The sequence below is a fragment of the Haladaptatus cibarius D43 genome, assembly GCF_000710615.1.
Classification (GTDB): Archaea; Halobacteriota; Halobacteria; order Halobacteriales; family Haladaptataceae; genus Haladaptatus; species Haladaptatus cibarius.
On sequence record NZ_JDTH01000002.1, the window covers coordinates 1699746 to 1725251 of the forward strand.

The window sequence follows — 25506 nt, forward strand, 5'->3', positions numbered from 1 at the left end:
GTGGCACGAGGTTCGCTTCGCTCACCGTGATGTGCCACAAAAATCCAGTGGGTTCGGGCGGATTCGAACCACCGACCTCGGCCTTGTAAAGGCCGCGTCATAACCAACTAGACCACGAACCCGTACCCAGGAAAAGTTGCTCCGGGGGAATAACTGTTACTTTCTCGTTTTCGTAACGACTACCACACCCGGTAGCAAATCGCAGGTATGGACGACTCGCTCCCCGCGCTCGGCGAGCAAGACGGCTGGAAGGTAGACGAGTTCGCCGCCCGCGTTCACTACCGCGGCGCGGACGACTACTACAGCATCGAATACTACGAACCCAGCCACTGCGTGCTGTACTGGAAAGTCAAAGGCGACGGCGACGTGGCGGTTCCAGTCGGAAGGGGGACGGTTCCGGAACCGCTCCGCGAGCGAGTTCGACAGGATTTGGACGCCGCGGGAATCGACCCCGAAGTCGAAGCCCGCGACCTCTGAGCGAAGTGAATCGCCCAGAACAGTTATTCACTCGGCAATCACACAGTCGAAAGCCGGGTTTTCGTTCTTCTTCGAAACGGTGTTTCGGTTCGTAGGAAACTCTTATCAATCCGGTGTCCCATTTATGAGTATCATGAGCATACACACAGACGAAGACGACCCGTTCGAAGAACAACGGGAAAACGCCGACAATCCGATGCGGCGTCTGTTCTTCGAATACGGGGGCGAAAATCGGTTCGCCTTCGTCGTCGGGGTCGTCTCCAGTCTCTTCGCTCGAATTCTCAATCTCCTCCCGCCGATAATCCTCGGTGTTGCACTCGACGCATTATTTCGGGAAGAAATTCCGTATACGGAGGCACTCGCCGCTTCAGTACCGTTTCTCTCGGAGAGCTTCTCCGCACAAATCACGCCGGGGGCACCCAGAGGACAGTTTTGGTTTTCCGTCGGCGTGGTCGCCGTCGCGTTCGGCGTCGGTGCGGCCTTCCACTGGGCACGAAACTGGGGATGGAACTCGTTCGCCCAGAACATTCAGCACTCGGTTCGTACCGACACCTACGACAAGATGCAGAGGTTGGACATGGAGTTCTTCTCCGACAAACAGACCGGGGAGATGATGTCCATTCTCTCGAACGACGTGAACCGATTGGAGCGATTCCTCAACGACGGAATGAACTCGGCGTTCAGACTGGGCGTAATGGTCGTCGCCATCGCGGCCGTCTTACTCACCATCAACTGGCAACTCGCGCTGGTCGCACTGGTGCCAGTACCGCTCATCGCGCTGTTCACCTACAAGTTTATTCAGATTATCCAACCGAAATATGCCGACGTGCGCTCTTCCGTCGGGAAGGTGAACTCCCGATTGGAGAACAACCTCGGCGGTATTCAGGTCATCAAAACGAGCAACACGGAGTCGTTCGAATCCGACCGCGTGGACGACGTGTCACACGACTATTTCGGTGCGAACTGGGACGCCATCGTTACGCGAATCAAGTTCTTCCCGGCCCTCCAGATACTTTCAGGACTGGGCTTCGCCCTGACGTTCATCGTCGGCGGTCTGTGGGTGTTCAACGGCGAGGGGCCGTGGTTCTTCACGGGTGACCTCGAAGCGGGACAGTTCATCACCTTCATGCTCCTGACTCAGCGGTTTATTTGGCCGATGGCGCAGTTCGGCTCCATCATCAATATGTACCAACGCGCGTACGCGTCCAGCGCCCGAATCTTCGGTCTGATGGACGAACCGAGTCGAATCCGTGAAGAACCCGATGCTGAAGACCTCGTCGTCCGCGACGGCGAGGTCGTCTACGATGACGTAACCTTCGGCTACGACGAGGAAACTATCGTAGAAGACGTCTCGTTCACCGTCGAAGGCGGCGACACCCTCGCGTTGGTCGGCCCGACCGGAGCCGGGAAATCGACCGTCCTGAAGCTCCTGCTTCGGATGTACGACGTGGACGATGGTGCGATTCGAATCGACGGCACCGACATCCGCGACGTGAGTCTGCCGAGCATTCGCCAAAACATCGGCTACGTTAGCCAGAACACGTTCTTGTTTTACGGGACGGTGAAAGAAAACATCGAGTACGGCACCTTCGAGGCCTCCGACGAGGAAATCGAGGAGGCAGCGAAAGCCGCCGAGGCCCACGAGTTCATCACCAATCTACCGGAGGGCTACGACACCAAGGTCGGCGAACGCGGAGTCAAGCTTTCGGGTGGCCAGCGTCAGCGGATTTCGATTGCCCGTGCAATCCTGAAAGACCCGGAAATCCTCATCTTGGACGAGGCAACCAGCGACGTGGACACCGAGACGGAGATGCTCATCCAGCGCAGTCTCGACAAACTCACCGAAGACCGCACCACGTTCGCCATCGCGCACCGTCTTTCGACAATCAAGGATGCGGAGAAAATCGTCGTTCTCGAAGGCGGGAAAATCGTCGAACGCGGCCCGCACGACGAACTCCTGCAAAAAGATGGCCTCTACGCCCATCTCTGGGGCGTTCAGGCCGGTGAAATCGATGAACTCCCCGAGGAGTTCATCGAACGCGCCGCCCGCAGAACCGCCCGTACCGACGCGGACGACTGACGGCTATCGGTGCTCGTTTTTACCGCTGTTTTTGTCGTCCACGCTGATACCGTTTTGTCGGTCGTCCAGCCCGCTGTTTGCCGAATGCGACGTCCATCGTCCGTTCGTTTCCTCGGCGTTCGGCTTTCTGTAATCGTCGCCGTCGTTCCCAGTTCGGGTCGCGCGGCCCGCCGTACTTTTTCACTTCGGTCGGTTCCGACTCGCGCTGATTTTGCTGCTCTTCGTCCCGGCGTGAACGAGGTTCCTCCGATTTTCCTTCGACCTCGTGCGATTGCTCTTTTGCTTCGCGCTCGCCCACCCTGCTTCCGTATCGACCGCTGTACGATTCCGACTTCTCGGGGGTTTGTCCCCCTTCCGTTCGCTGTTGACGGGGCGGGCGCGACGGCGGGGAAGACTGGTGCGGAGGCTCCTCCGGAGAAGGATGTTCCGGCGCACCCTCGGGCGGTCGTCCTTCCGGTTCCGGAGGGTGCCGCTTTTCCGGTTTCGGGGGATGACGCTCTTCTGGCTCCGGAGGACGTGGTGTACGAGACTCTGACGGGGCTGGCTCTTCGTGCTTCGGCCGTTTCTTGGAACCGGATTCTCGTTCTTCGCCCTCCGCTCGTCGCTCATCCTCGTCTGCCTGTCGCTCTCGTTGTTCGGTTTCTACCTCCTCGTCGTTCGGTTCGTCCGGCTGTCGGGATTCTTCGTCGTCTGTGTCCATGGTCTGCCGCGTGCTACTCGCAAACAGAGAATAAACCAGCGTGACTGTTCAGACAGTTCGGTCGCTTCCGCGATGGCTTTCGAGACGGGAAACCCACGGTTTCGTCAGCTCCGAGTTCCGTTCGAAAGCGACTCCGTTCCGAGAAACTCGACGCCGTACTCCACCAACCACGTGAGAATTGTCTGCACTGACGACGGGTCGGCGACGCGATAGCTCGCCACGGTCGGCGGTTGCCGACCGACCTTGATACCGAGTCCGGATTTCGGCAGGACTTCGAACGCGTCCTCGTCGGTTCGGTCGTCGCCGACGTAGAGGGGAAGCCACGTCTCGTCATCCGGAACGTGGTGGTCGTACAGCCATCGAAGCGCTCGCCCCTTGTGCCACTCTACGTCGGGTCGCATCTCCACCACCGCTTTGCCGGACGTGATGCGAATGTCGTCCGCCCCTCGCACCGCATTCTCGACGGCCTCCCGAACAGTCGAGACTCCATCCTCGTCCGCAACGAGTCGGTAGTGAACCGACGCCGTGACGCCTTTGTTCTCCACGAACGCGCCGTCAACGGGCGCGAGTTCGTCTTCGAGTTCGTCACAGAGGGCGGCGATCTGTTTTTTGGAATCCTCGGCGACCGGATGGACGTTCCGCTCGTCGTCGATGTACAATTCCAATCCGTGATTGCCAGCGTAAGAGACGCCGTCGATGCCGACTCGTTCCCGAAGGTCGTCGAGGCCGCGACCGCTGACGATACCGACTTCCACGTTCTCCATTCCGCGGAGTGCTTCGAGTTCGGTGCGGGTTGCTGGCGGAAGTTCCACGTCCTCCGGTCGCTGTTCGATGGGTGCGAGCGACCCGTCGAAGTCGAACAGCGCAAGCAGGCCGTCGGTGTCACGGAGTCGGTTAACCAGCACGTACAGATTCGTTCGGAGCGGTTCCGGAACCTCGGTAGTCATTGTCGTTTGATGGATTGTTTCGCAACGTCGCGGCCGCGCTGGATCGATTCGACCGTTCGGAACTGCTTCGTCATCCACGCATATACATCGTTCGAGTGAACCAGCCGTTCGAGGTCGTTCATCCGGTGCGCTCGCTCGGTTTCGGGCAGCGTCAGTGCAGTCTCGATTGCGTCCGCGAATCCCAGCGTATCGTGCGGATGCACTGAAATCGACTCGTCGCCGAGTTCCTCGTGCGCGCCGGTTAACTCGCTCAAGAGGAGAACGCCGGGGTCGTCTACTTGCGACGCGACGAACTCCTTAGCCACGAGATTCATTCCGTCTCGTCGCGGACTGACGATGCCGAGGTCGGCCTCGCGGTACAGGGTCGCAAGACCGTCTTTCGAGAGATACTCGTTGAGATAGACGATTGGCGTCCAGTCGTTCGTGCCGAACTGGGTGTTGATGCGCTCGATTTCGGATTCGACGAAATCCTGTATCGCTTGATATTCCGGAATCTGGGTTCGGCTTTCGCTCGCCTTCTGGACGTAGGTGAGTTCTCCTTGCCACTCGGGGCGCGTCTCCCAGAACTGTTCGAGCGCCGTCAATCGCTCCGGAATCCCTTTCGTGTAGTCGAGTCGTTCGACGCCGAGCGCGACGGTGTCGCCGATGTCGTGTTCGTCGCGGAACTCGTTCCAGAATCCGGTATCCGCGCTCGACAGTGCGAGTTGCCGCCGGTGCGTGGCGTCGATACCGAGCGGGAACGGCCGGACGAACGTTCGCCGTCCCTTGTAGACGACGCTCCGGGTTGCTCGGTCAACCCGGGCGTCGGGAAGCATGGCGGCACAGTCGAGGAAGTTCTGGCAGTATTGGTCGGTGTGAAAGCCGACGAGGTCGTTCGCGAGCAGTCCGTCCAGCAGTTGCTCGTACTGTGGACACGTCTGGAAGGCGTCCCACGATGGCCACGTGATGTGCCAGAACTGCATGCAGAATACGTCGGGGTTTGTTTCGCGTATCATTCGCGGGGCCAGCGCGAGATGGTAATCCTGCAACCAGACGAGGGAATCGTCGCTCGCTTCGTCCGCGATGGCGTCCGCGAAGGCTCGATTCGCGTCACGGTAGTGTTCCCAGAAATCGGCGCGCGCGTTCATCTTCGACGTGTCGATGTGGCAAATCGGCCAGAGAACTTGGTTGCTGTAGCCGTAGTAGTAGCCTTCGACCTGCTCCTCGGTGAGCGATACGCGTCGCAGGTCGTAGGCCGGGTCTTCCGGCGGGACGCCGACTCGCCCGTTTTCGTCGGTCACGTCGTGGTCTGCGTCGCCGCTCGCCCACGCGACCCACGTTCCCCCGGCGGATTGCACGACGGGGTCGAGTGCGGACGTGAGGCCGCCAGCAGGTCGGTTGACGACGATTTCCCCATCCTCGCGTTCGTGGCTGTACGGTTGGCGGTTCGAGGCGACGACGAGTTCGTGGTCGCCGAGGAGGGATGACACCGTCTCGGCGGTTGGGCGTTCACCTGTCATGGCTTCGGTTGCGGGTTCCAGTGGAAACCTGCAAGTCTGTACTCACCTCTCATCAGGTGTCTTCTGTGCGAGACTGCGAGGAATAAGGCAGTCGTCCGTTCAACTCCGTTTGACTCGGTGAACGGTCGTAATGACGGCCTACCGCTAGAGTAATGACTTCCTATCGAACCAAATATGAGAAACGACGTACTTTCTCCCGCGAGAGGAATCAGAACGATTGTTGGTCGGGGTCGTCTTCCGGCGACGACTGTTCGGTGCCGCCTCGGTCGGAGTATCGCTGACGGCCAACCGCTTCGCTGTCGGCCATGTTGAGTATCGACTGTCGGACACCATCCGCAGATTCGTAGGTTTCGTTGAGCGGCCCGATTACCTCCTCGAATCGCTCGGAACCGTTCGAATATTCGATTTCGTAGTCGCCGTACTCCTCTACGAGGTCGTCCGACGATGCGGGATAGTCGTGCTCGTCAAGTTTGTCGGCCAGTTCGCCCAACTCCACACCCATTTCGCGGTCTTCGTCGGCCATGGAGGATTCACGCCCGTAGAACAGTAAGAACTTCCGGCTAGGTCGGGGACGGTCGTGAACGATTATGAAAGTCGCCGACTTGCGTCCGGCGGGTACAAGAGCGTTCCCCGATATGAATGGGACATGAATCTCTCTCGTGCGACGTGGACAGACGCGGACGACGTCGAGACGAACCTCGCGCTTCTTCCCGTCGGAAGCACGGAACAACACGGCCCACACGCACCACTCGGAACCGACTGGCTCAACGCCGAAGCAGTCGCGGACGCGACTGCTGAGGCATACGACGGCGACGTCGTCGTCACCCCGCCGATTCCGGTCGGCGTGAGCGAAGAACACCGCCAATTCACCGGAACACTCTGGGTCACCGAGGAAACCTTCCGGCGGTACGTCCGCGAGACGGTTGCGAGCCTCGCAGAACACGGCTGGAATCGCGTCGTCATCGTCAACGGTCACGGCGGGAACGTCGCCGCGCTCCGCGAAGTCACCGGGAAAATCACACGCCACGACGAAGCCTACGCGGTTCCGTTCACGTGGTTCGAAGCGGTCGGCGACCATCGAAGCGACATGGGTCACGCCGGGCCACTGGAAACCGCGTTCTTGCGCCACACTCGCGGTGAACTGGTTCACGAGGATAGAGTCGAACTGGCCAGAGAAGGCGCGAGCGACGGCTGGGGCGAGTGGGTGTCCTACACGAATCTCGCCTACGACAGCGCGGAGTTCACGGAAAACGGCGTCGTCGGCGACCCGAGTGAGGGAAGCGAGGAACGAGGAGAGGAACTGCTGGAACTGGCGGTACAGTCGCTAGTGAAACTGCTCTCTGCGGTGGCGTCGCGGGACGTTCGGCGACCCGAACACCGGTAGCGATTTTCTATTCCTCGGTTTCTTCCTCTTCGTCGGCTTCGGCCTCCGCTTCAGTTTCGTCCTGTTCGTCGTCTTCGGATTCGTCACCGTCGTCCATCGCGTGCAGGTCTTCCAGCGCGCCTTTCAAACTCGGAATCGTGCTCGCCAGTTCGCCGACCTGCTCGCGGGCGTCCTCGATGTCCTCAATCGCCGAGTCCAATGTCTCGATTTCGGTTTCCAAATCGTCGGCGTCCTCGAAGGCGTCGGCGCGTTTGCCCATCGCGTACCACTTTTTCGCGTCGTGAAGGTGGTCTTCTGCATCCCCGACATCCAGCGCGGAGCGAAGCGCGTTGAGCGCCCCGAGCGTGTTTTCCGCCTCGGTTTCCCAGACAGCTTCGACTGGTGGCAGTTCCTCGCGTGCGGCGGCGAGATGTTCTTCGACATCCTCGCGCATTTCGTTCGCCGCTTCACCGAACAGTTCGTCCTCGAACGAAGCTTGGCTCATAGCTGTCGATTCGGCGGGATTGCATTTAAAAGATGACCCGAAAGTGAAAGTGGAATGCTAGAGAATATACTTGTAAATTATGCGAGATTCAATATCTCACAAAGCACCGGAACAAGAATAGTTAATTGTGTTCTGAACGGTCAGCACGAACCGATTTGATACCGAATTTTCCGAACAGTTTTCGCGCAAACGACGAACCTTTCTTGATCCGTTCTGGTTCGCGGTTTCGACCGGTTTTATGAGATTTACCCATTTTCCTATTTCCTACTATGTTCGACCAGATACTAAGTTCTTGGGGTAATTTATAGCAGGCACAAACAAAAGAATCATTGAAAGCGTGATTAGCGGAGGTATATCATATGCAGCTTTCACTACAATCATAGATGAAGAGATTAGCAAACATACTACTGCAAACGCTAATGAAATTTGAACCACATCTAGATAACCTCCATTTCTACGAATTTCTGTATTTATTTCCGAAATCCATTCATCATACTCGTTTATCATATCTACCAACCACTCTTTTTTGTTGTAGCCACCCGTAATTACATCTGTTCGGTGACTACTACCAATTCCGGATGGATACTGAGTAATAGTGTATGTCCCTATGCCTAAAACTATAGAAATGATAAGGCAAATTACTCCAATCGCAACAAGGAGAACAGGAAACACACCAAAATCAGATATTGAACTAGGGCCACCGACACCAATTGCCGAGGCAACAAAACCGGCAAGCAGTACGGCAGTTCGTACACTCCTCATCGCCTTGTCATCTATTTCCTCCAAACGTGAGACAGTTTTATCGAATGTTCTCCGAGATTCGGCTAATGCAACTTCAAGCGCGTCAGTATTAGACGTCGCCGAGGGAACAGACGAACTATCGTCATTCATTTGCTAGCAGGCGACGTTGATAATCAGATTAATTGAATCTTTTGTATTGACTATAATACCAAGATTACTGTTCTCTTACGCTAGCTTATTTCGTCACCGACTCGATTTTCATCATCGGATAGCCATCTTCCATTTCCATTTTCGTCACAACCTTAGTTCCTTCCTGTTCCACAACGATTTCGACTTCCATGAACTTGCCAGTCAGTTCTGTATAGCCATGGTCAATCGCGTCAGCCAATTTATCCGTCAAAATCTCGACTTCGACCGATTCACAGAAGGGCTGGTTTTCGATGCTCTCCTCGATTGCGGTTTCGAGACTGGCCGCGCTTTCGGGGTTAACCGGGGTTCCGGCGAACTGGTGATACAGCGCGCCGAATTTGATTCCCGCCTCGAAACAGGCCGAATCTCGGGTGGTCGGTTCCATGAGTCGTCTGTGGGATTCGGGGGTTAAAGTTCGTGATGACATGGAACACGGAGAACCTTTATGCGTCCACAACCAGGCACGAGTATGGATTACGATTCAGCTCTCGACAGAGGCATGGACGCGGTTCCAGACCTCGAAACGAGTGATGAGCGGTTTAGTTTCCCAAACCCGGCGGTACAGAAAGACGGGTCGTTCACACGACTGACGAACCTCGGTGACATCGCGGACTCCCTTTCCCGTGACGCAGAACACGTTCACAGCGCGCTCCAGCGCGAACTCGGTACCAGCGGGAAGTTTGAGGACGGACAGGCCCGCTACAGCGGGTCGTTCACGGAATCCGACTTCGACGCCGCACTGGACGAGTACGTAGAGGAGTTCGTCACCTGTTCGGAGTGTGGCCTGCCGGACACGCGCCTCGTCCGCGAAGACCGCAACCTCATGCTTCGATGTGACGCCTGTGGTGCGTTCCGCCCCGTCACGAAACGAAGCACGTCCAGTCGAACCCACCAGCAGGATGCGGTCGAGGAAGGCCGAACCTACGAGGTCAAAATCACCGGCACGGGCCGCAAAGGCGACGGTGTCGCGGAACGCGGCAAGTACACGATTTTCGTTCCGGGCGCACAGGAAGGAGACGTCGTCCAAATCTACGTCGAGAGCGTCCGCGGAAATCTCGCGTTCTCGCGTCTCGCGTAATTGCGCTCTCTCTGGTCGTATTTTCTCTGGCCGTTGCTCTATCGCTTTTTCCTTCTATCCGTTCGTTTTTCTCGCTATTCCGTCAGCGGGAGGAACATTCCGAACACGAACGGCGAGAGCAATCCGAGCAGGATGCCGATGATTTCGAGGTCGGTGAATAGTGCGTTTTCCCACGCGGGAAGCGGGCCGTAGAGTGCGGTTCCGACGATTTCGCCGAGCGCACCGATTGTGAGCAGTGCGACGCCGAGGAAGAACCCTCGCTTCGTCAGTTTCGGATAATCCAAATCTCCGTATCGTCCCATACTGTCGATTTCCGAGGTAATCCCAGAAAAACGTTCCGCCGGGAACCAACGAAACGCTCTTTTACGTCACGTTCCCACAGAGGTGCATGTACGAACCACTCGTTGAAATCGGCGGGGTCTTACTGTACGCCCTCGGCTCTGTACTGCTGACGGCTCTCGGCCTGCTCGCGGAGTACGACGGCCTTCAAACCGCCGCGTCGGGCGACAGTATCACTGCAATCTGGCTCGGCGTCATGGGTGCTGTTGCACTCATCGCAGGCGTCATGCTGGCCCGCGACAAGGTTCTTCGGCGCGTGCTGGCCTGAGTTCCGACAGATCCATTTTTGGAATCGTGTTGACGTGAGCGAAACCGCATGGTTCTTATCACCGTTGTGCCTCTAGCCGACTGAATGGACGATCCCGTTCTTCTCACGGGTGCTGAGGGTCGGGTCGGGTCGGCGATTCTGGGCGACCTCGAATCGAAATACGACTGGCGACTCCTCGACCGAGAACCACCGGCAGATGAATCGTCGAACGACTTTTTTGTCGCGGACATCACCGACTACGACGCCGTCTACGAGGCTGTCGATGGCGCGGGCGCAATCATCCACCTCGCGGGTGACCCCCGCCCCGAGGCCCCGTGGAACAGCGTTCTGAGCAACAACATCGACGGAACGCACAACATCCTACAGGCCGCAGTCGATTCGGAAAGCGTCGAGAAATTTATCTTCGCCTCCTCGAACCACGCGGTCGGCAACTACGAAACCGACGAGCGCACACCCGACCTCTACCGACCCCACGACGAGTTCCGACTCGACGGTGACGAATTTCCCCGACCCAGTAACCTTTATGGCGTGAGCAAGGCGACGGGCGAAGTGCTCGGCCGCTACTACCACGACGAGTTCGACCTGAGCGTGGCCAACGTTCGAATCGGCAACCTCACCGAAGGGCATCCACCGAAAGATTACGAGCGCGGACAGGCGATGTGGCTTTCCTACCGCGACTGTGCCCACCTCTTCGACCGCTGTCTGCAGGCGGAGTACGACTACGAAATCGTCTACGGTATCTCCGACAACGACCGAAAATACTACTCCATCGACCGAGCGCGCGAAGTGTTCGGGTACGACCCGCAGGACAACTCCGCCCACTTCGACTAGCAGCAGAGGTTTCGTTATTTCGTTTTTGTTCAGTTTTTAGCGGATGTTTTGTGTACTATATCTCTATGCACATTGATACGGTAGGATGTTTGTTGGATATTGAGAGAAAAAGTGGATGAGTTGCTAGGAGGTCACGACTCCAATCAAACCGCCACCGCACCGCAACCACCCACACACCTCCCCAACCGATTCCTTCGCTTCGCTCAGTCATCCCTCGCACGAACCCGCGCAGGTCCTCGGACGGTTGCTCGCGGTTACACCGCTCGCGTTCGCGGTTTCACAGAAACCGCGTTTTCCTCGGGCCTGCCGACGCACGCACCACAGAGTTTGCGTCGATTTTGTCGTGAATACCCAGCGGCACAGAAGTAGAAGAGATGATCCGAAGACAAAAAGCAAACTTGTTAGGAGAAAGCTATCAAGGCAAAGAATCACTCAAACAGGCCGTCAACGTCGCGTTCACGGGCATTCCGTTTTTCGACGTGGCCACGGAGTCGCTGGAAGATGAGTCCTCGATTCTCGATGTCTCGCACAAAATCCATGACGAGGGTGATGAACGAGCTTCCCTCGTCGCCCGACTCCAAGTCCGCGCGCGCGAACTCGATACCCTTCTCAATTACCCACTCGTCGTAGCCGAACTCCTCGGCGAGAACGAGCGCGGCAACTGCTGAAGCGTCGAAATCGAGGTCGTCCGGGAGGAGAACAGCGCCCTCGTGAGTCAGTCGCGGCGGTGCAACTCGTTCGACGTATTCGGGGTCGTGACGAACTGCGTCGAGGTACGAGCGAACAGCGCCGACGTTGACGCCGCGGTAGTCCGCGGGAAGTCCGTCGAGGTAGAAGACGGAGCTTTCGGCCAATCCGCGAATCCCGTCCCAGTTCGCATGCTGTGCGTGGTACACGACGGCGGTGAACTGGATGAAGCCGTGCAGAAATCGCTCGTCTTCGGTGTCGCGGTCGAGGATCAACCAGTGGTCTTCCCACGCGTCGTGAGCGGCGTGAAACTCACCTGTGTTGAAAATCGCCAGTCCGGCCCGGAGGAAATCGTTCATACGAAACGTTTCGGACGACCTCGAAAATCGCTTTGGATTGGTGTGTGATAACACACCACAATGATTATTCATACCCGTCGCGTATTCCAGAGAGGCGATGTCGCAGGGAACTGTTGCTGACGAGGGGTCACTGAACAAAATATTCCAACTATTGGCGAACGAACAGCGACGGTACGTACTCTACTATCTTCACGAGGTAGACGCCGCTACCGAACTCGAAGACGTCGCTTTGCAAATCACTGCGTGGAGGCGCGAGAAATCGACCGAAGATGTGACAGAAACGGAACTCGAACAGACGGTGGCGCGTTTGCGGAACGTAGACTTACCGAAACTGGCCAATGCAGGTGTCGTAGAGTACGATTCGAGAACCGAGATGGCGCGGTTTCGGGAACCAGGACGTCTGTTCGGCCTGTTCTTGCTCCTCGCGGCGCGGGTGGAGCGTCCGCTAAGCAAGAACAGCAACTGACAGATACTGGTTGGGACCGGTCGTTCGCCTCGTCGCGCGGAAAAATACAGGGGGTTACTTCTCTGCCGCCTTCTTCACAGCCCACTTCTTCAAATCCTGTACGAACAGTCGGTAGTTTTCGATTTTACTCATACACGAGTAAATACTCGTGCAGGGTTGAAAAGTGTCACGGTTGGAGGCATATTTGGCCTGTGAAATCATAGCATACGTTGCAGAACGTGCTTAGGGTTCGTCCGGTCAGAATTGACCGTACACCAACCATCATACCACCAACAGTTGTAGCATTCGCATGGACGACCTCGACCACAAGCGGGCGACGACGGCCTCCTTCGGCGACGTTGCGCGTTCCTATCTCGATAGTGACGTTCACCAATCCGGCGCGGATTTGGAACTTCTCGCGTCGTGGTGCGACGGCGCGAATCGGGCGCTCGACATCGCCTGCGGCGCGGGCCACACCGCCAAGGCGCTCACGGAAAACGCGGAGACCGTCTTCGCCGCCGACGCAACTCCCGCAATGGTCGAAACCGCAACCGAGGCGTTCGCCCTCCTCGGCATCGTCGCCGACGCGGAACGCCTCCCGTTCGCAGATGGCAGTTTTGACGCCGTCACCTGCCGAATCGCGGCCCACCACTTTCCGAATCCGCAGGCGTTCGTGAACGAAGTTGCTCGTATCCTTGCACCCGGCGGCGTTTTCGCGTTCGAGGACAACATCGCGCCCGAGGATGACGAACTGGCCGACTTCTACAACCGATTCGAGCGTCTCCGCGACCCGACCCACGGTGAAGCTTATTCCGCCCCAGAGTGGCTTGCGTGGTTCCGCGAGGCCGGGTTTACCATCGACGAATCGGTCACCATGCGCAAGGAACTCGAATACGAGTCGTGGGTCGAACGCACGAATCCGGATGCAGGATCACGGGAGAAGTTGGCCGAATTCGTGCGAAAGCCGGAAGCAGGAACCGTGTACGACGTTTCAGTCGAAGAGGGAACTATTCGCGGGTTCAGCAACGAGAAGGTACTGATTCGGGCAGAAAAGTAGCGCCGACTCGTTACATTCGTCGGAATGGGATTTCGAAACCCGTCTTGACGGAGTCTCACGCGAGCGAAGAGAGCGTAAGGCACGTCGGAGCACGAACGAAAGTGAGTGCTCCAACGAAGATTTGAACTGGCGAGACGTTCCTGCTCAGTCGCATACGCTCCTTCCGCGGGCGTGCGTCTCGCTAGCTCAAATCTCCGCGAGTCGTCATCTTCCTCCATGATCCGAGAGAGGCGTCGGCTCTCTCGGGTTGATTCCGTAAGAATGACGTCCTGACGGAGATTTGAACTCCGGTCCCTGGCTCCGCAAGCCAAGAGGATAGTCCACTACCCTACCAGGACTCATTCATTCATTTCGCGGTTGCCTTAATAGGGGTTACGGTCTGGGGACACTGTGGGTGTGCCACGCAGTCCCTCGAATATCCGTGAACCGAAATATGCGGGTAACTCAAATCGCTCTTTTCGCCTACGGGAGTTCTTTTAGGATGGGCATGGTGGTTGTTGATATGCAACGACGAACCATCCTCAAACAAGCGGGCGCGGCGATGACAGTTGGCGCGTTGGCCGGTTGTCTCAGCGACAGCGGCTCGCCCGGCGGCGCACCGGACGACACCGAGGACGAATCCACGCCGACCGAAACATCGACTAAAGAAACGACCGACGAGACGACGGAAGAAACCACGGGCGGGGAAACCACGACGGAATCCAACCCGTCGCTCCAGAATCGGTCGGTCGAAATCGTCAACGCCGGATGTGCGGACGGCAACCCCGAAGAAGCGTCTGTCGAGTTCAACGAATCGGAGTCCACGGTTCTCGTGACCGGAACTATTCGCACGAGCGACCCGTGCCACGTGCCGAAGCTGGGGAACGTCAACTACGACCGAGAGTCGGGGACGATGAACGTCACCATCCGCGCGAAGAAACAGGAAGGAGAGGGCGTCAGCACCTGCCAGCAGTGTCTCGGCGCAATCGAATACGAATCGGAGTTCGCGTTCAGTTCCGGGGTTCCGAGTTCAGTCTCCGTCTCCCACCAGAGCCAAGGCGAGACGAAGGAAGTAACCTCGGCAGGACACGGAAGCGGGGAGTCCACCGAGGGAACGTGAACAGTTGGTTCGACCGCACTGCGATGACGAACAGCGTCGTAACTATCGACGAGGCGTAGGTTTATTTTAGAAGACGCGGCCACTGTCGTCCATGAGTCGAAACAAGAGACAATTGCCCGCGGGACAACCGCCGGACGGCGTCGGTCTGCCGACACAAAGACAACGCTTAAGCGACGGCCAACCCTGCACCACAGTACGATTATGGGCGTTATAGACGAGGTACATGGGGACCTCGACGCCGACATCTCTCTGGACGAGTTCCGGGACGCCGTCGAGGAAAAAGTAGAACAGATGGGCGGGCTTGCGGACAAAGAAACCGCCGCGATGCTCATTGCCCACGAATTAGACGAGGACGAAGTGAACGGGGTCGCCGACGTCGAACCCGGCATGGACGAAGTGAAGTTCATCGCCAAGGTCACGAGCGTCGGCGATATTCGCACCTTCGACCGCGATGGGGACGACGAGGACGGCCGCGTCCTGAACGTCGATGTCGCAGACGAAACCGGGTCGATTCGCATCTCGCTCTGGGACGAACAGGCCGAGGCCGCGAAGGAAGAACTCGAAACCGGACAGGTGCTCCGAATCAAGGGTCGCCCGAAGGACGGCTACAACGGCACTGAGGTCAGCGTCGACCAAGCCGAACAGGACGAGGACACGGAAATCGACGTGCAGGTGCAGGACACCTACTCGATTTCCGACCTCTCGCTCGGTCTGTCGGACGTGAACCTGCAAGGAAAACTGTTGGACACCAGCGCGGTTCGAACGTTCGACCGCGACGACGGTTCCGAGGGGCAGGTCGCAAACCTGACCCTCGGCGACGAAACGGGCAGACTGCGCGTCACGCTCTGGGACGAACAGGCGAACACCGCCGAAGAACTCTCGCCCGGCATCTCGGTCGAAGTGGTCGATGGCTACGTACGCGAGCGAAACGGGAGTCTCGAACTTCACGTCGGCAACCGTGGTGCAGTCGAAACCATCGACGCGGACATCGACTACGTCCCCGAAAGCACGCCAATCGCCGACCTCCAAATGGGGGACACGGTGGACATCGCGGGCGTGGTTCGCTCCGCCGACCCGAAACGAACGTTCGACCGCGACGACGGGTCGGAGGGACAGGTCAAAAACGTCCGCGTGCAGGACGAAACGGGCGACATCCGAGTCGCCCTCTGGGGTGAGAAGGCGGACATCGAACTCGCACCGGGCGACAAAGCTCAGTTCGCCGACGTGGACGTGAAAGACGGCTGGGCCGACGACATCGAAGCCTCCGCCGGGTGGCAGTCCACAATCTCCGTCCTCGACAGCGGTTCGCCGACGGAATCGACCGAGTCGAGTGAGTCGAGTGACAGCGAGACGACCGGACTGGGTGCGTTCAGTGGCGACGAAGATGAAGACGAAAATGGGAATGACGATTCAGTAGATTCCACCGGCACGAGTGCAACGAGCACGACGAATACGAACGGAACAACGGACAGCACCGCTGGCGAACAAATCGAATTTACCGGCACGGTCGTACAGGCCGGGAACCCCGTCGTCCTCGACGACGGCGAAGAAACGGTGAGCGTCGAGACGACTGCGGACGTTCACCTCGGGCAGGAAGTTACCGCCCGGGGCGAACTCCGCGATGGAACGCTCGACGCAGAAGACGTATTTTAGTTCTCGTTCTCGATTCAGCTCTCGAACGGTTCTTCGTCGCGGTGGTTATCGACGTTCTGTTCGTCGGCCGCGGCATCTTCGCGCGCTTCTTTGTGTTCGACTTCGGTTTCGTCTTCCAGTTCGTCTTCGCGGGCTTGCTCGGCTTCTTCCTTGTCTTCCGCTTCTTCGGCTTCTTCTTTCTCTTTGGCCAGCGTTCGGTCGCGTCCGCGTGGGTTGTCGTCGCTCATTGTAGCCGATGGTTCAACGTCATCGCTCTTATTCGTGCTGGCAGATTCGCTATCCAATCCGCGATATTCGACCCGTCCAGTTTGCCGCGAACGGCTGTAGGGAAAGATTAAGGACGACACACTCCCGCTGTTGGATTATGAGCGTTGAGCTTCCGTTTGCGCCGGTCGATACGATAATCCGACGAAACGCGGGTTCCCTCCGCGTCAGTGCGGGGGCGGCAGAAGAACTCGCCCGCCGGATTCAGACGCATGGCGCAGATTTGGCGACGGATGCGGCGAAGGAGGCGACGAGGGATGGACGAAAGACGTTGATGGCGGGGGATTTCGGCGTTCAACAGGTCATCGACAAGGACGACCTCACCCTGCCAGTTGCCCCAGTTGACCGAATCGCGCGCCTCGACATTGACAACGATTACCGTGTCGCAATGGGCGCGCGCGTCGCGTTGGCGGACATTCTCGAAGATTACGCGAACAACGTGGCGTCCGCCGCGTCGATTCTCGCACATCACGCCGACCGGCGAACGGTTAAGGCCGAGGACATCGAGACTTACTTCAGGCTGTTCGAATGAAATTCGGCTACAGCGAGACGTGTTTAGCTCACGACACCGGTAAACGACATCCAGAAACGCCCGACCGCCTGCGTGCGATTCGACAGGCACTCACGCGCAAACACGGTGTCGAGTATATCGACCCCGCTCCAGCGACGGAATCCGAGGTAACCGCGGTTCACGACGAAGGCTACGTCGCGGAGTTTCGGGAGTTTTGCGAAAACGGCGGCGGGAATTGGGACCCGGACACCGTCGCAGTGGAAGCGACGTGGGACGCCGCACTGCAAAGTTCCGGACTATCGTGCTGGTCGGCAAAGCGGGCATTGGCGGGTGACAACGGACGGAATACGCCCTTCGCGCTCGGCCGACCGCCGGGACACCACGCGGTCGGCGACGACGCCATGGGATTTTGTTTCTTCAACAACGCCGCGGTCGCGGCCCAGTCTGTCATCGACAGAGGGGAGGCAGAACGCGTCGCCATCTTCGACTGGGACGTTCATCACGGAAACGGAACGCAGGACATCTTCTACGACGACGGAAACGTCTTTTACGCCTCGATTCACGAGGAAGGGCTGTATCCCGGGACGGGCGAAATCGAAGAGGTCGGGGAAAGTAACGGGGAAGGGACGACCCTCAACGTCCCGCTTCCGGCGGGGTCGGGCGACCCAGAATACAGAACGACGCTCGACGAGTTGGTCGCACCCACGATTACGGCGTTCGACCCCGACCTGCTGTTGGTGAGTGCAGGATTCGACGCTCACCGCCACGACCCGATTTCACGGATGCGCGTCTCGACGGAGGGATACGGGATGCTCACTGCGCGCGTTCGTGCGGTCGCGGACGAAGTCGATTCCGCGCTCGGATTCGTTCTGGAAGGCGGCTACGGAATGGACACGCTTTCCGACGGGGTCGCAATCGTTCACGAAGTGTTCGACGGGATGGAGCCAGTCGTCCCCGAAGAGAAAGCAAACGAGGACGTGTTGGAAGCCGTTTCAGCGGTTCGATCGTCCCATCCGCTGTTGGATTCGGCGTGAATCGCAGGGATTCAGAAGTAGCGTTTTGATTCGGGAGGGAAAGACGCACGGAGAGCGACCACTGTTTTCAAATCTGGCATACAATTTATATTCGGCTACGGTGTAGCACTGTCAAACCCGATGGGTGGGCCAATGAAGCAGGAACGACAGGGCATTTCTTCGGCGGTGTTGCACGACCGGTTTCCCGGGATGGGAGGCGGAGAACGGTTCGCAATCGAGACAGCGCGAGTGCTCGATGCGCCGATTTACACGACGTACGTCGCGGAGGGCGTCAGCCTTCCGGAGGACGTGACTGTCATCCCGATTCAGCAGGAAAAGTACACTCGCGGCGTCTCCGGCCGATTTCTCGAATGGAAAAACGAGGGGATGAATCCGTTGGAAACGCTGTCGGTCGCACTCGATTTGACCGACGCACACGACGAACTGACGAATTACGACGTGCTGGTTGAGAGCGCCCCGCTTTCGAAATCATACGTTCCGCCCGTCGAACAGACGGTGCTTCATTATCCGCACAGTCCGCCGCGGTGGCTCTACGACCTCTACCGCGAGCGGCTATCCGGGTTCGACTACCCCGGCATCCGCTTCGCGCTGAAGGGCTACGCGAAATGGTGGCGAACGCTCGACAAGGAGGCGAACGACTACGTTGACCAGTTCGTCGCCAACAGTGAACTGGTGCGTGACCGAATCCAGCGATACTATGACAGAGATTCCGCGGTTCTCTATCCCCCGGTTATCGGCGACTGGTACGATGACGGCGATGACGGCTACTTCGTGACGTGGTCGCGACTTTCGCCCGAAAAACGCATCGGCCTCGTGGTCGATGCGTTCGCCGGACTCGACGAACGCCTCGTCGTCGTCGGAGATGGCCAAGAACGCAAAGCACTCGAACGGAGGGCACGCGGCTGTGATAACATCGAACTGCTCGGCTACGTGGACAACATAGAGGACGTGGTCGCTCGTGCAACCGCAGTCGTCTACGCACCCAAGGACGAGGATTTCGGCCTCGTGGGGGCGGAAGCGCTGTCGGCCGGAAAACCGCTCATCGGGGTGAATGAAGGCTACACCCGCCAACAGGTCGTGGACGGAGTGACCGGACACCGGTTTGAACCGACCGTGGCGTCACTGCGGGCCGCAATCGAACGGTTCGACTCGAACGAGTTTGACGGCGACGAAATTCGACGGTTTGCGGAACGCTACGACCGAACGACGTTCGCGGACGACCTTCTCGAACTCGTCAGCAGAACGCACGCGGAAGCCGCCTCGAAGCGCTCCGCAGTCAACAATGATACGAAAACCGTACACATCCACTGAGCCTCGCGTTTCGGTCGTGATTCCGACGCTTCCGGAAAACGACCACGAAGGTGTGGTCGCCGCCCTCCGCAATCAGACGACGACGGCGTTCGAGGTGTTGGTGGTGGACGATGGAGAGATGGACATCTGCGAGGCGAGAAACGCCGGAATCGAAGCCGCGAAGGCGGACACGATAGCTCTCACCGACGACGACTGCCGACCACCACACGACTGGGTGGCACAAGCGGCGGAAGCACTCGCGGAGGACGAGGAGACGGTTTGTGTCGAGGGAGCCGTACAGGGCGGGAGAACGTATCACGGCGAAGGGTTGTACGTCGGCTGTAACCTCGTATTCGACCGCGAAACGGCGCGTTCCGTCGGAGGGTTCGACAGCGAGTACGCTGGGTGGCGCGACGACACCGAGTTCGGATGGCGAATGGAATCCCACGGAACCTGCCGGTACGACCCGAATCTGGTGATGTACCATCCCGACAGGACGCGGGCGAGAATCGACGACGAAAAAGAAGCGCGCCTTCGACACGAATATCCCAATCGCTATCGGGAGCGAATCGTCCCGCAGACGACCGTCGGACGAGTCAACGACTGGCTCTGGCGACGTGGGTTTTGGAACGCGGTCGATAGGGTTCGATATGCCGGAGGAAGGCGATGACGCTCGACGACTGGGTTGCGGAAAGCAAGGGCCGAGTTCGTGAAGATGGGTGGAACGGCGTGGACAAGTCGGCTTACGAACTGTACAAGGGCGTCCTTCGAAGAGTCGGCGAGCGCCGGAACTACGGCGAGTCGATATACGACCAACCGTGGGACGCGCTCGTCGTCCTCGATGGCTGTCGGGTCGATTGCATGCGACAAGTTGCGAACGAATTTTCGTTCATCGACCGAATCAGCCGATTCCAGTCGGCGGGGACGCGCTCCGACGAATGGATGCGAGCAAACTTTTCGAGCCGAGACTGTACCGACACGGTTCACGTCACGGCGAATCCGAACTCCGACGAGCATCTCGATGCGGAAAACTTCGCCCTATTGGACGAGGTGTGGCGCAACACATGGGACGACGAACTCGGAACGGTTCCCGCTCGCGCCGTTACCGACCGCGCGATTTCGGCGGGGCGCGAACACGACGCGGAAAAACTCGTCGTTCACTACATGCAACCGCATTTTCCCTCGGTTCCCGACCCGATTCCGGGCGACGCGATGAGTCGGGACGAGTTCGGCAGTCGGGTCGGCGTCTGGGAGCGCCTGCGGAGAGGTGACCTTACGCGAAATCAGGTCTGGGACTCCTACCGGGAAAACCTCAGATACGTCCTCTCCGACGTGAAAGTCCTACTCGACAACCTCGATGCACGCCGCGTCGTGCTGACCGCAGACCACGGCAACGGGTTCGGCGAATGGTATATTTACGGGCATCCGGACAAGGTGCCGATTCGAGTCCTCCGGGAGGTTCCGTGGGTCGTCACCACCGCAAACGATTCCGGGTCGCACGACCCGGAATCGTGGATGGAGAAAACGGAAACGTCGGTTGCCGACCGACTGTCGGCGTTGGGGTACCGATGAACGTCGCGCTCGTCGTCCTCGACACGCTCCGGAAGGACGCCTTCGACGCGCATTTCGACTGGCTTCCGGGACAGCGATTCGAGAACGCCTATTCAACCTCACACTGGACGATTCCGGCCCATGCCTCCCTGTTCGCCGGAACGTACGCCAGCGAACTGGGGGTGTACGCTGGGGCGCAACTGCTGGATTGTAAAGAGCCAGTTCTCGCGGAATCCTTCCGCGATTCGGGGTACACCACGCGGGCGTTCAGCGCGAACGTCAACGTCTCCCGACCGTTCGATTTTCACCGGGGATTCGAAACGTTCGAAGGGAGTTGGCGACTCGAAGCCCTCTCGGAGAACGTCTTCGATTGGGACGGGTTCATCGCCGAAACGAGGGAACAGGGGCCGGAACGCTATCTCTACGCCCTACAGGAGGTGCTGACCGGGGATTGTGATACGGTTCCCTCGCTCAAGCGCGGTGCACTGCTGAAACTCCGTGATTTGGGGTGGGGCAAAGCGACCCACGACGACGGCGCAACAGAGGCGCTTCAGTTCGTCCGCAAAACCGATTTCGGCGACGACGAATTTCTGTTCGTCAACCTGATGGAAGCCCACACGCCCTACGCCCCGCCGGAGGAGTATCGAACCGTGGAACCTCCGGAATTGAACGGATTACGGGCGACACTCGAAGGGCCGGAAGCGAATCCGGAAACGATTCGGCAGGCGTACGACGACAGCGTTCGGTACCTCTCTGCCATGTATCGCGCCATCTTCGCGGAACTGCGCGAGGAGTTCGACTACATCATCACGCTCTCCGACCACGGCGAGGTGTTGGGCGAGTACGACGCGTGGGAACATCTCTGTGGGCTGTATCCCGAAGTGACGAAGGTTCCACTCTGTATCTGGGAGCGGGAGCGAGATGAGCGGAGCGAATCTCGAAATAACGCTGTACGGAAAGAGACGGTTAGCCTGCTCGACGTTCATCGGACGGTGCTCGACATGGTGGGTATAGACGGCGAATCACGAGGGCGCAGTTTGCTCGAAGGGACACAAACCGCCGAGAACGACGGAGAAACCGAGTTTCTGGCGGAGTATCACGGCCTGACGAACCGCCACCGAATCGCGCTCGGGCGGGACGGATTCGACACTGAACCACTCGATGGAGAGATGCATGCGCTGATTGCTCCCGATTACTACGGGTGGGAAGCGCTGGACGGATTTCACGAACTCGGCGAAATAGACAAGCCACGGGAGCGAATCGAATCCCTCGTGGACGAACTCGACAAACGGGTCATCGAAAACGACGTGGCCGTCTCGGAGTCGGTTGAAGCTCAACTGCGCGATTTAGGCTACGCATGAGCGAGGCCGACGGAATCAGCCTTAGCAGGGAGACGTTCGGCGGAACCGCCGCCCAGTTCACGATGGCGGCCGTCGGTTTCGCCGGAACCGTCATCTTCGCTCGATGGCTCGGCCCCGCGACGTTCGGCGGCGTCTACCTGCTGTTCGCGGTAGCGAAAATCGCCGACAGACCGATGAACGGGTGGTCGCTCGCCGCGAAAAAGCGACTCTCCGAATCCGATTCGCTTCGACCACCTGCGTTCGGGGCGCAACTGTTGTTCAACGCGTTCTGGGTTGCACTCGCCGTTCTTGCCGTTCTGGTGGCCGGTGACGCTCTGCGAGCGTACACCGGCCTCGCACTCGCGCCCGTTTTGCTCGTCCTCTTGCTGGCGACCGAATCGATGTACGAAACTATCGAGAGCCTCGTCCAAGGACGGGGACGAATCAGCGCCGCGACGTGGAACGACACTCTCCGGTCGGTGCTGACACTGCCGCTTCAACTCTGGTTCGTCGCGCTTCCCGGAATCGCCGGGGCGGGGATGGTGTACGGCCTCGCCGTCGCATCGGCACTCACGCTTCCGGTAATCGCGCTGTTCGTCTCGGCACGACCCGCGATTCCTTCCCGGACATTCCTCCGAAGTCTCGGTGACTACGCACGATACAGCGTTCCGACGAGCGTGCTCGGGACGACCTACGACCGCCTCGACGTGCTCCTGCTCGGATTTCTGCTCGGTTCGGCCTCGGCGGGGTTCTACGAAGTGGCGTGGAAACTCACGCTTCCGGCGGTGTTCGTCGCCGACGTTGCAGGACGCGGACTGATGGCGACCGTGAGCGCCCGTCACGCTCGCAGCGGGGATGGTGAAGGGAATGAGAACGAGAATGGAAACGAGAGCGGAAACAGAAACGAACGCGGTATCGGACGCGACGTGTCGAACACAATCGCCTACGCCGGAATCCTCGCGGTTCCGATTTTCTTCGGGTCGCTCGCGCTCGCCGAATCGCTCGTCGTGACCGTTTACGGCCCCGACTTCCGAAACGCTGCACCCTTGCTAATCGGACTCGCCGGATACCGCGTCGTCCGGAGCCAAAGCGGCCCGCTCGTGCAAGCCATCAACGGACTCGATAGGCCGGACGTGGCAATGCGACTGTCGGCGGTTGCGGTCGCGGTAAACCTCGTACTGGGCGTTCTGCTGACGCTCCGACTCGGCCCGATCGGCGTTGTGATTGCGACGATTGTCGCGGAAACGCTCGTGTATCTCGGTGGTTTCCACTTTCTCCGACAGACGGTTTCGGGACTCGTTCCGATTTCGCGCCCGATGGTCGAACAGGTCGGTGCGGGCCTCGCCATGTTCGCCGTCGTCTCGACGGCACGCGCTTCGATTTCCGTCCAGTCGTGGGTAGACCTCGGGGTGCTGGTTTCGGTCGGCGGTGTCGTCTACGTCGGCCTCCTTCTGGCCGTCAGTCCGGGTGTCCGGCACACCCTCGAAGAAGCGGTTCGCGGGTCGTTCCCGTCACTCTAAGTCCTCGACTCGCTCTTTGAGACGCTCGACGCTTCGTCCCTCGGCGATGAGCGTCTCCACCGCACCCGATTCGCCGCGGACGGGGCGAATCGAAACGTCGAGGACGAGGGAATCCGACTCAGCAGTTCGGTTTTCGGCGCGGAAGTGGACGAACTTCCCATCTCTCGCGTCGGCGATTCGGTCACGGAGTTCGTCTTGGACGGCGGTCGAAACGTTCCACCACGGCGTCTCCCAGAACGGTTTCCCTTCGACCTGTTCCACGTCGCCGTCGATAGCGTCGAGGGCGGTTTGGTTCACCTGCATGACCGTCCCGTCGGTTTCGAGGAGTCCGATGAAGGAAAACGGGTCGTTAAAAATGGCTTCGAACCGGCGTTCGCTTCGCCTGAGTTCTTCTTCCCGGCACTGTCGCTCGGTTATGTCCCGGCCCACGCCACAGATACCAACCGTGCCGTCGCTGTCGGTGAACGTCGCGCCGCGAAATTCGTAGGGGATGGTGTCTCCGTCGCTGGTTCGCAGACACGTTTCGAACACGCCGGTTTCAGCCGCGAAAATCGAATCCAGATCGGCAGCAACGTCGTCGGCCACCAAATCGGTCAGTCGCATTTCCGCGATGTCGTCGTCGGAATAGCCGGTTTCGTCGCCGATCGTGTCGTTCCAGCGGAGAAATTCGTAGTCTGAATCGACCGCGTAGAAGATGTCGGAAAGCGAGTTGAGCGCACTTTCGGTGAACGCCTGTTCTTCCCTGAGTGCGCGCTCCGCGCGATACTTTTCTACCGCATTCTCGACGACGTTTGCGAGGACGGTGTACTGGTCGGTGCCCGTTTCCTTCTGGAGATAGCCGGTGACGCCCGCGGAAATCGCCTCGCTGGCGATTTCCTCGCTTCCCTTGCCCGTAAAGAGGACGAACGGCAGTTCAGAGTGCGAATCACGGATTGCAGAGAGCAGTTCCAGTCCGTTCATCTCAGGCATGTCGTAATCACTGATGACGCAGTCGAATCGCTCCGTTTCGAGGCGTGAGAGTGCATCGACAGGGTTCGTCTCCGTCCGCGTCTCGATTGCGTCATGCTCGCGTTGAAGAAAAAGCGACGTCATGTTCGCAAGGTCTGGTTCATCGTCAACCAGAAGGACGCAGATGGACACCGTCATACCCACGAATACTCGCCGGGGTACGTAAATTTGACGTAATGATTATTATGAATTATGATATTTGGGCAGGACGAGACGGATGCACACGACAAGCCAGAAGGTATAACGGTGGTAGGCAACGAACAGGACTGTGATGTCGCTCCTCGAAGTCAACATCGAAAAACCCGCACTCGTCGAAGAACGAGTGTACCCCGACGAGGACACCGCACCGGCAAGTGCGCGCACGAAGTCCGAATCGTCGGGTCGGTCGGTCGGCTCGCTAGTAAAACCGCTCCTCGGTCTTCTCGTAGTCGCCGGTATCGCACTTGTCGCTCGCAAACTCCGTGCAGCGTCCGCCGAGGACGATGCAACGACGTTCGAAGCGGACGATTTCGACGCGGACGATTTCGATGCGGAAACCGGCCGCGGTAAAAGCGCCGCAGGCGTTGCTGGCGTGCTGGTCAGTCTCCTCGGCGTCGTCGCCCTCGCGCGAAAAGTCCGCGGCGGGTCGGCGGACGAGTAGAACAGCCATTTTTCTGATATAGAGTCAGCAA

General features: G+C 58.7%; 29 protein-coding genes and 2 tRNA genes. 18 read left to right on the forward strand and 13 right to left on the reverse strand.

Annotated elements, in window-relative coordinates; translation table 11 throughout:
• Positions 1–48: 48 nt before the first annotated feature.
• A tRNA-Val gene (locus HL45_RS14040) sits at positions 49–122 on the reverse strand.
• Between the two features lie 85 nt (positions 123–207).
• On the opposite strand from HL45_RS14040, the gene HL45_RS14045 reads away from it, so the two are divergent.
• Both HL45_RS14045 and HL45_RS14050 read left to right on the forward strand, forming a co-directional pair.
• Positions 208–477 carry a DUF7538 family protein gene (locus HL45_RS14045; RefSeq protein WP_049971685.1) on the forward strand — a complete coding sequence of 90 codons (270 nt, stop codon included), beginning with the start codon at positions 208–210 and terminating at the stop codon, positions 475–477.
• Between the two features lie 133 nt (positions 478–610).
• Positions 611–2557 (forward strand): ABC transporter ATP-binding protein, encoded by a 1947-nt coding sequence (locus HL45_RS14050; protein ID WP_049971686.1) that lies wholly within the window; start codon positions 611–613, stop codon positions 2555–2557.
• A gap of 19 nt (positions 2558–2576) precedes the next feature.
• Here HL45_RS14050 and HL45_RS14055 read toward each other — a convergent pair whose 3' ends face one another.
• From HL45_RS14055 to HL45_RS14070, 4 genes are all read right to left on the reverse strand, one after another.
• The gene (locus HL45_RS14055; protein ID WP_049971687.1) at positions 2577–3257 is read right to left on the reverse strand and encodes a hypothetical protein; all 681 of its coding nucleotides are present in this window, start codon (positions 3255–3257) and stop codon (positions 2577–2579) included.
• Between the two features lie 104 nt (positions 3258–3361).
• On the reverse strand, positions 3362–4204 hold the full coding sequence (gene otsB, locus HL45_RS14060) for a trehalose-phosphatase (RefSeq protein ID WP_049971688.1): 843 nt from the start codon (positions 4202–4204) through the stop codon (positions 3362–3364).
• Positions 4201–5703, reverse strand: a complete 1503-nt coding sequence (locus HL45_RS14065; RefSeq protein ID WP_049971689.1) for an alpha,alpha-trehalose-phosphate synthase (UDP-forming) — start codon at positions 5701–5703, stop codon at positions 4201–4203. Before HL45_RS14065 ends, otsB begins: the two co-directional genes overlap by 4 nt.
• Before the next feature lie 208 nt (positions 5704–5911).
• Positions 5912–6226, reverse strand: coding sequence for a DUF5789 family protein (locus HL45_RS14070; protein WP_049971690.1), 315 nt, complete (start codon positions 6224–6226; stop codon positions 5912–5914).
• Positions 6227–6349: 123 nt separating this feature from the next.
• Between HL45_RS14070 and HL45_RS14075 the strand changes: the two genes are divergently transcribed.
• Positions 6350–7087, forward strand: coding sequence for a creatininase family protein (locus HL45_RS14075; RefSeq protein ID WP_049971691.1), 738 nt, complete (start codon positions 6350–6352; stop codon positions 7085–7087).
• 7 nt (positions 7088–7094) lie between these two features.
• Here the strand turns inward: HL45_RS14075 and HL45_RS14080 are convergent, their stop codons facing one another.
• The 3 genes from HL45_RS14080 to HL45_RS14085 form a co-directional block, all read right to left on the reverse strand.
• A complete protein-coding gene (locus HL45_RS14080) occupies positions 7095–7571 on the reverse strand; it encodes a DUF5790 family protein (RefSeq protein WP_049971692.1) in 477 nt (158 codons plus the stop codon).
• A 267-nt stretch (positions 7572–7838) separates the two neighbouring features.
• The gene (locus HL45_RS20470) at positions 7839–8462 is read right to left on the reverse strand and encodes a hypothetical protein (protein ID WP_144240092.1); all 624 of its coding nucleotides are present in this window, start codon (positions 8460–8462) and stop codon (positions 7839–7841) included.
• Positions 8463–8547: 85 nt separating this feature from the next.
• A complete protein-coding gene (locus HL45_RS14085; protein WP_049971693.1) occupies positions 8548–8886 on the reverse strand; it encodes a dihydroneopterin aldolase family protein in 339 nt (112 codons plus the stop codon).
• Positions 8887–8970: 84 nt separating this feature from the next.
• Here HL45_RS14085 and HL45_RS14090 point away from each other — a divergent pair, with 84 nt between their 5' ends.
• Positions 8971–9579 carry a translation initiation factor IF-2 subunit beta gene (locus HL45_RS14090; RefSeq protein WP_049971694.1) on the forward strand — a complete coding sequence of 203 codons (609 nt, stop codon included), beginning with the start codon at positions 8971–8973 and terminating at the stop codon, positions 9577–9579.
• Between the two features lie 74 nt (positions 9580–9653).
• Here the strand turns inward: HL45_RS14090 and HL45_RS14095 are convergent, their stop codons facing one another.
• A complete protein-coding gene (locus HL45_RS14095) occupies positions 9654–9881 on the reverse strand; it encodes a DUF7860 family protein (protein ID WP_049971695.1) in 228 nt (75 codons plus the stop codon).
• Positions 9882–9967: 86 nt separating this feature from the next.
• Here HL45_RS14095 and HL45_RS14100 point away from each other — a divergent pair, with 86 nt between their 5' ends.
• The gene (locus HL45_RS14100) at positions 9968–10186 is read left to right on the forward strand and encodes a hypothetical protein (RefSeq protein ID WP_049971696.1); all 219 of its coding nucleotides are present in this window, start codon (positions 9968–9970) and stop codon (positions 10184–10186) included.
• Between the two features lie 84 nt (positions 10187–10270).
• A complete protein-coding gene (gene azf / locus HL45_RS14105; protein WP_049971697.1) occupies positions 10271–11017 on the forward strand; it encodes an NAD-dependent glucose-6-phosphate dehydrogenase Azf in 747 nt (248 codons plus the stop codon).
• Between the two features lie 428 nt (positions 11018–11445).
• On the opposite strand, the gene HL45_RS14110 is transcribed toward azf, so the two are convergent.
• Positions 11446–12063 carry a DUF309 domain-containing protein gene (locus HL45_RS14110; RefSeq protein ID WP_049971698.1) on the reverse strand — a complete coding sequence of 206 codons (618 nt, stop codon included), beginning with the start codon at positions 12061–12063 and terminating at the stop codon, positions 11446–11448.
• 97 nt (positions 12064–12160) lie between these two features.
• Here HL45_RS14110 and HL45_RS14115 point away from each other — a divergent pair, with 97 nt between their 5' ends.
• Together HL45_RS14115 and HL45_RS14120 are read left to right on the forward strand one after the other, a co-directional pair.
• Positions 12161–12529: a DUF7344 domain-containing protein gene (locus HL45_RS14115; protein WP_049971699.1), complete on the forward strand. Its 369-nt coding sequence runs from the start codon at positions 12161–12163 to the stop codon at positions 12527–12529.
• A gap of 289 nt (positions 12530–12818) precedes the next feature.
• The gene (locus tag HL45_RS14120) at positions 12819–13565 is read left to right on the forward strand and encodes a class I SAM-dependent methyltransferase (protein ID WP_049971700.1); all 747 of its coding nucleotides are present in this window, start codon (positions 12819–12821) and stop codon (positions 13563–13565) included.
• 265 nt (positions 13566–13830) lie between these two features.
• Here HL45_RS14120 and HL45_RS14125 read toward each other — a convergent pair.
• Positions 13831–13903: transfer RNA gene (locus HL45_RS14125), tRNA-Arg, on the reverse strand.
• Positions 13904–14067: 164 nt separating this feature from the next.
• Between HL45_RS14125 and HL45_RS14130 the strand changes: the two genes are divergently transcribed.
• Together HL45_RS14130 and HL45_RS14135 are read left to right on the forward strand one after the other, a co-directional pair.
• Complete coding sequence (locus HL45_RS14130) at positions 14068–14664, forward strand: hypothetical protein (RefSeq protein WP_049971701.1); 597 nt, start codon at positions 14068–14070, stop codon at positions 14662–14664.
• Positions 14665–14865: 201 nt separating this feature from the next.
• Positions 14866–16317: a single-stranded DNA binding protein gene (locus tag HL45_RS14135; RefSeq protein ID WP_049971703.1), complete on the forward strand. Its 1452-nt coding sequence runs from the start codon at positions 14866–14868 to the stop codon at positions 16315–16317.
• Positions 16318–16331: 14 nt separating this feature from the next.
• On the opposite strand, the gene HL45_RS14140 is transcribed toward HL45_RS14135, so the two are convergent.
• Positions 16332–16544 (reverse strand): hypothetical protein, encoded by a 213-nt coding sequence (locus HL45_RS14140; protein WP_049971704.1) that lies wholly within the window; start codon positions 16542–16544, stop codon positions 16332–16334.
• Positions 16545–16681: 137 nt separating this feature from the next.
• Here HL45_RS14140 and HL45_RS14145 point away from each other — a divergent pair, with 137 nt between their 5' ends.
• The 7 genes from HL45_RS14145 to HL45_RS14175 all read left to right on the forward strand — a co-directional run bounded on the left by HL45_RS14145 (position 16682) and on the right by HL45_RS14175 (position 23827).
• The gene (locus HL45_RS14145; RefSeq protein ID WP_049971705.1) at positions 16682–17113 is read left to right on the forward strand and encodes a histone; all 432 of its coding nucleotides are present in this window, start codon (positions 16682–16684) and stop codon (positions 17111–17113) included.
• Positions 17110–18126, forward strand: a complete 1017-nt coding sequence (locus tag HL45_RS14150) for a histone deacetylase family protein (protein WP_049971706.1) — start codon at positions 17110–17112, stop codon at positions 18124–18126. The genes HL45_RS14145 and HL45_RS14150 overlap by 4 nt, the downstream gene beginning before the upstream one ends.
• A gap of 132 nt (positions 18127–18258) precedes the next feature.
• The gene (locus HL45_RS14155; RefSeq protein ID WP_233274782.1) at positions 18259–19437 is read left to right on the forward strand and encodes a glycosyltransferase; all 1179 of its coding nucleotides are present in this window, start codon (positions 18259–18261) and stop codon (positions 19435–19437) included.
• Positions 19409–20086, forward strand: a complete 678-nt coding sequence (locus HL45_RS14160; protein ID WP_049971707.1) for a glycosyltransferase family 2 protein — start codon at positions 19409–19411, stop codon at positions 20084–20086. The genes HL45_RS14155 and HL45_RS14160 overlap by 29 nt, the downstream gene beginning before the upstream one ends.
• A complete protein-coding gene (locus HL45_RS14165) occupies positions 20083–20988 on the forward strand; it encodes an alkaline phosphatase family protein (protein ID WP_049971708.1) in 906 nt (301 codons plus the stop codon). Before HL45_RS14160 ends, HL45_RS14165 begins: the two co-directional genes overlap by 4 nt.
• Positions 20880–22328: a sulfatase-like hydrolase/transferase gene (locus HL45_RS14170; RefSeq protein ID WP_233274783.1), complete on the forward strand. Its 1449-nt coding sequence runs from the start codon at positions 20880–20882 to the stop codon at positions 22326–22328. Before HL45_RS14165 ends, HL45_RS14170 begins: the two co-directional genes overlap by 109 nt.
• Entirely contained in the window at positions 22325–23827 is a 1503-nt protein-coding gene (locus HL45_RS14175; RefSeq protein WP_049971710.1) for a lipopolysaccharide biosynthesis protein, read from the forward strand. Before HL45_RS14170 ends, HL45_RS14175 begins: the two co-directional genes overlap by 4 nt.
• On the opposite strand, the gene HL45_RS20010 is transcribed toward HL45_RS14175, so the two are convergent.
• A complete protein-coding gene (locus tag HL45_RS20010; protein WP_084156937.1) occupies positions 23819–24973 on the reverse strand; it encodes a PAS domain-containing response regulator in 1155 nt (384 codons plus the stop codon). The two genes, HL45_RS14175 and HL45_RS20010, sit on opposite strands and share 9 nt — an antisense overlap.
• 133 nt (positions 24974–25106) lie before the next feature.
• Here HL45_RS20010 and HL45_RS14190 point away from each other — a divergent pair, with 133 nt between their 5' ends.
• Complete coding sequence (locus HL45_RS14190) at positions 25107–25475, forward strand: hypothetical protein (protein WP_049971711.1); 369 nt, start codon at positions 25107–25109, stop codon at positions 25473–25475.
• Positions 25476–25506: the final 31 nt, after the last annotated feature.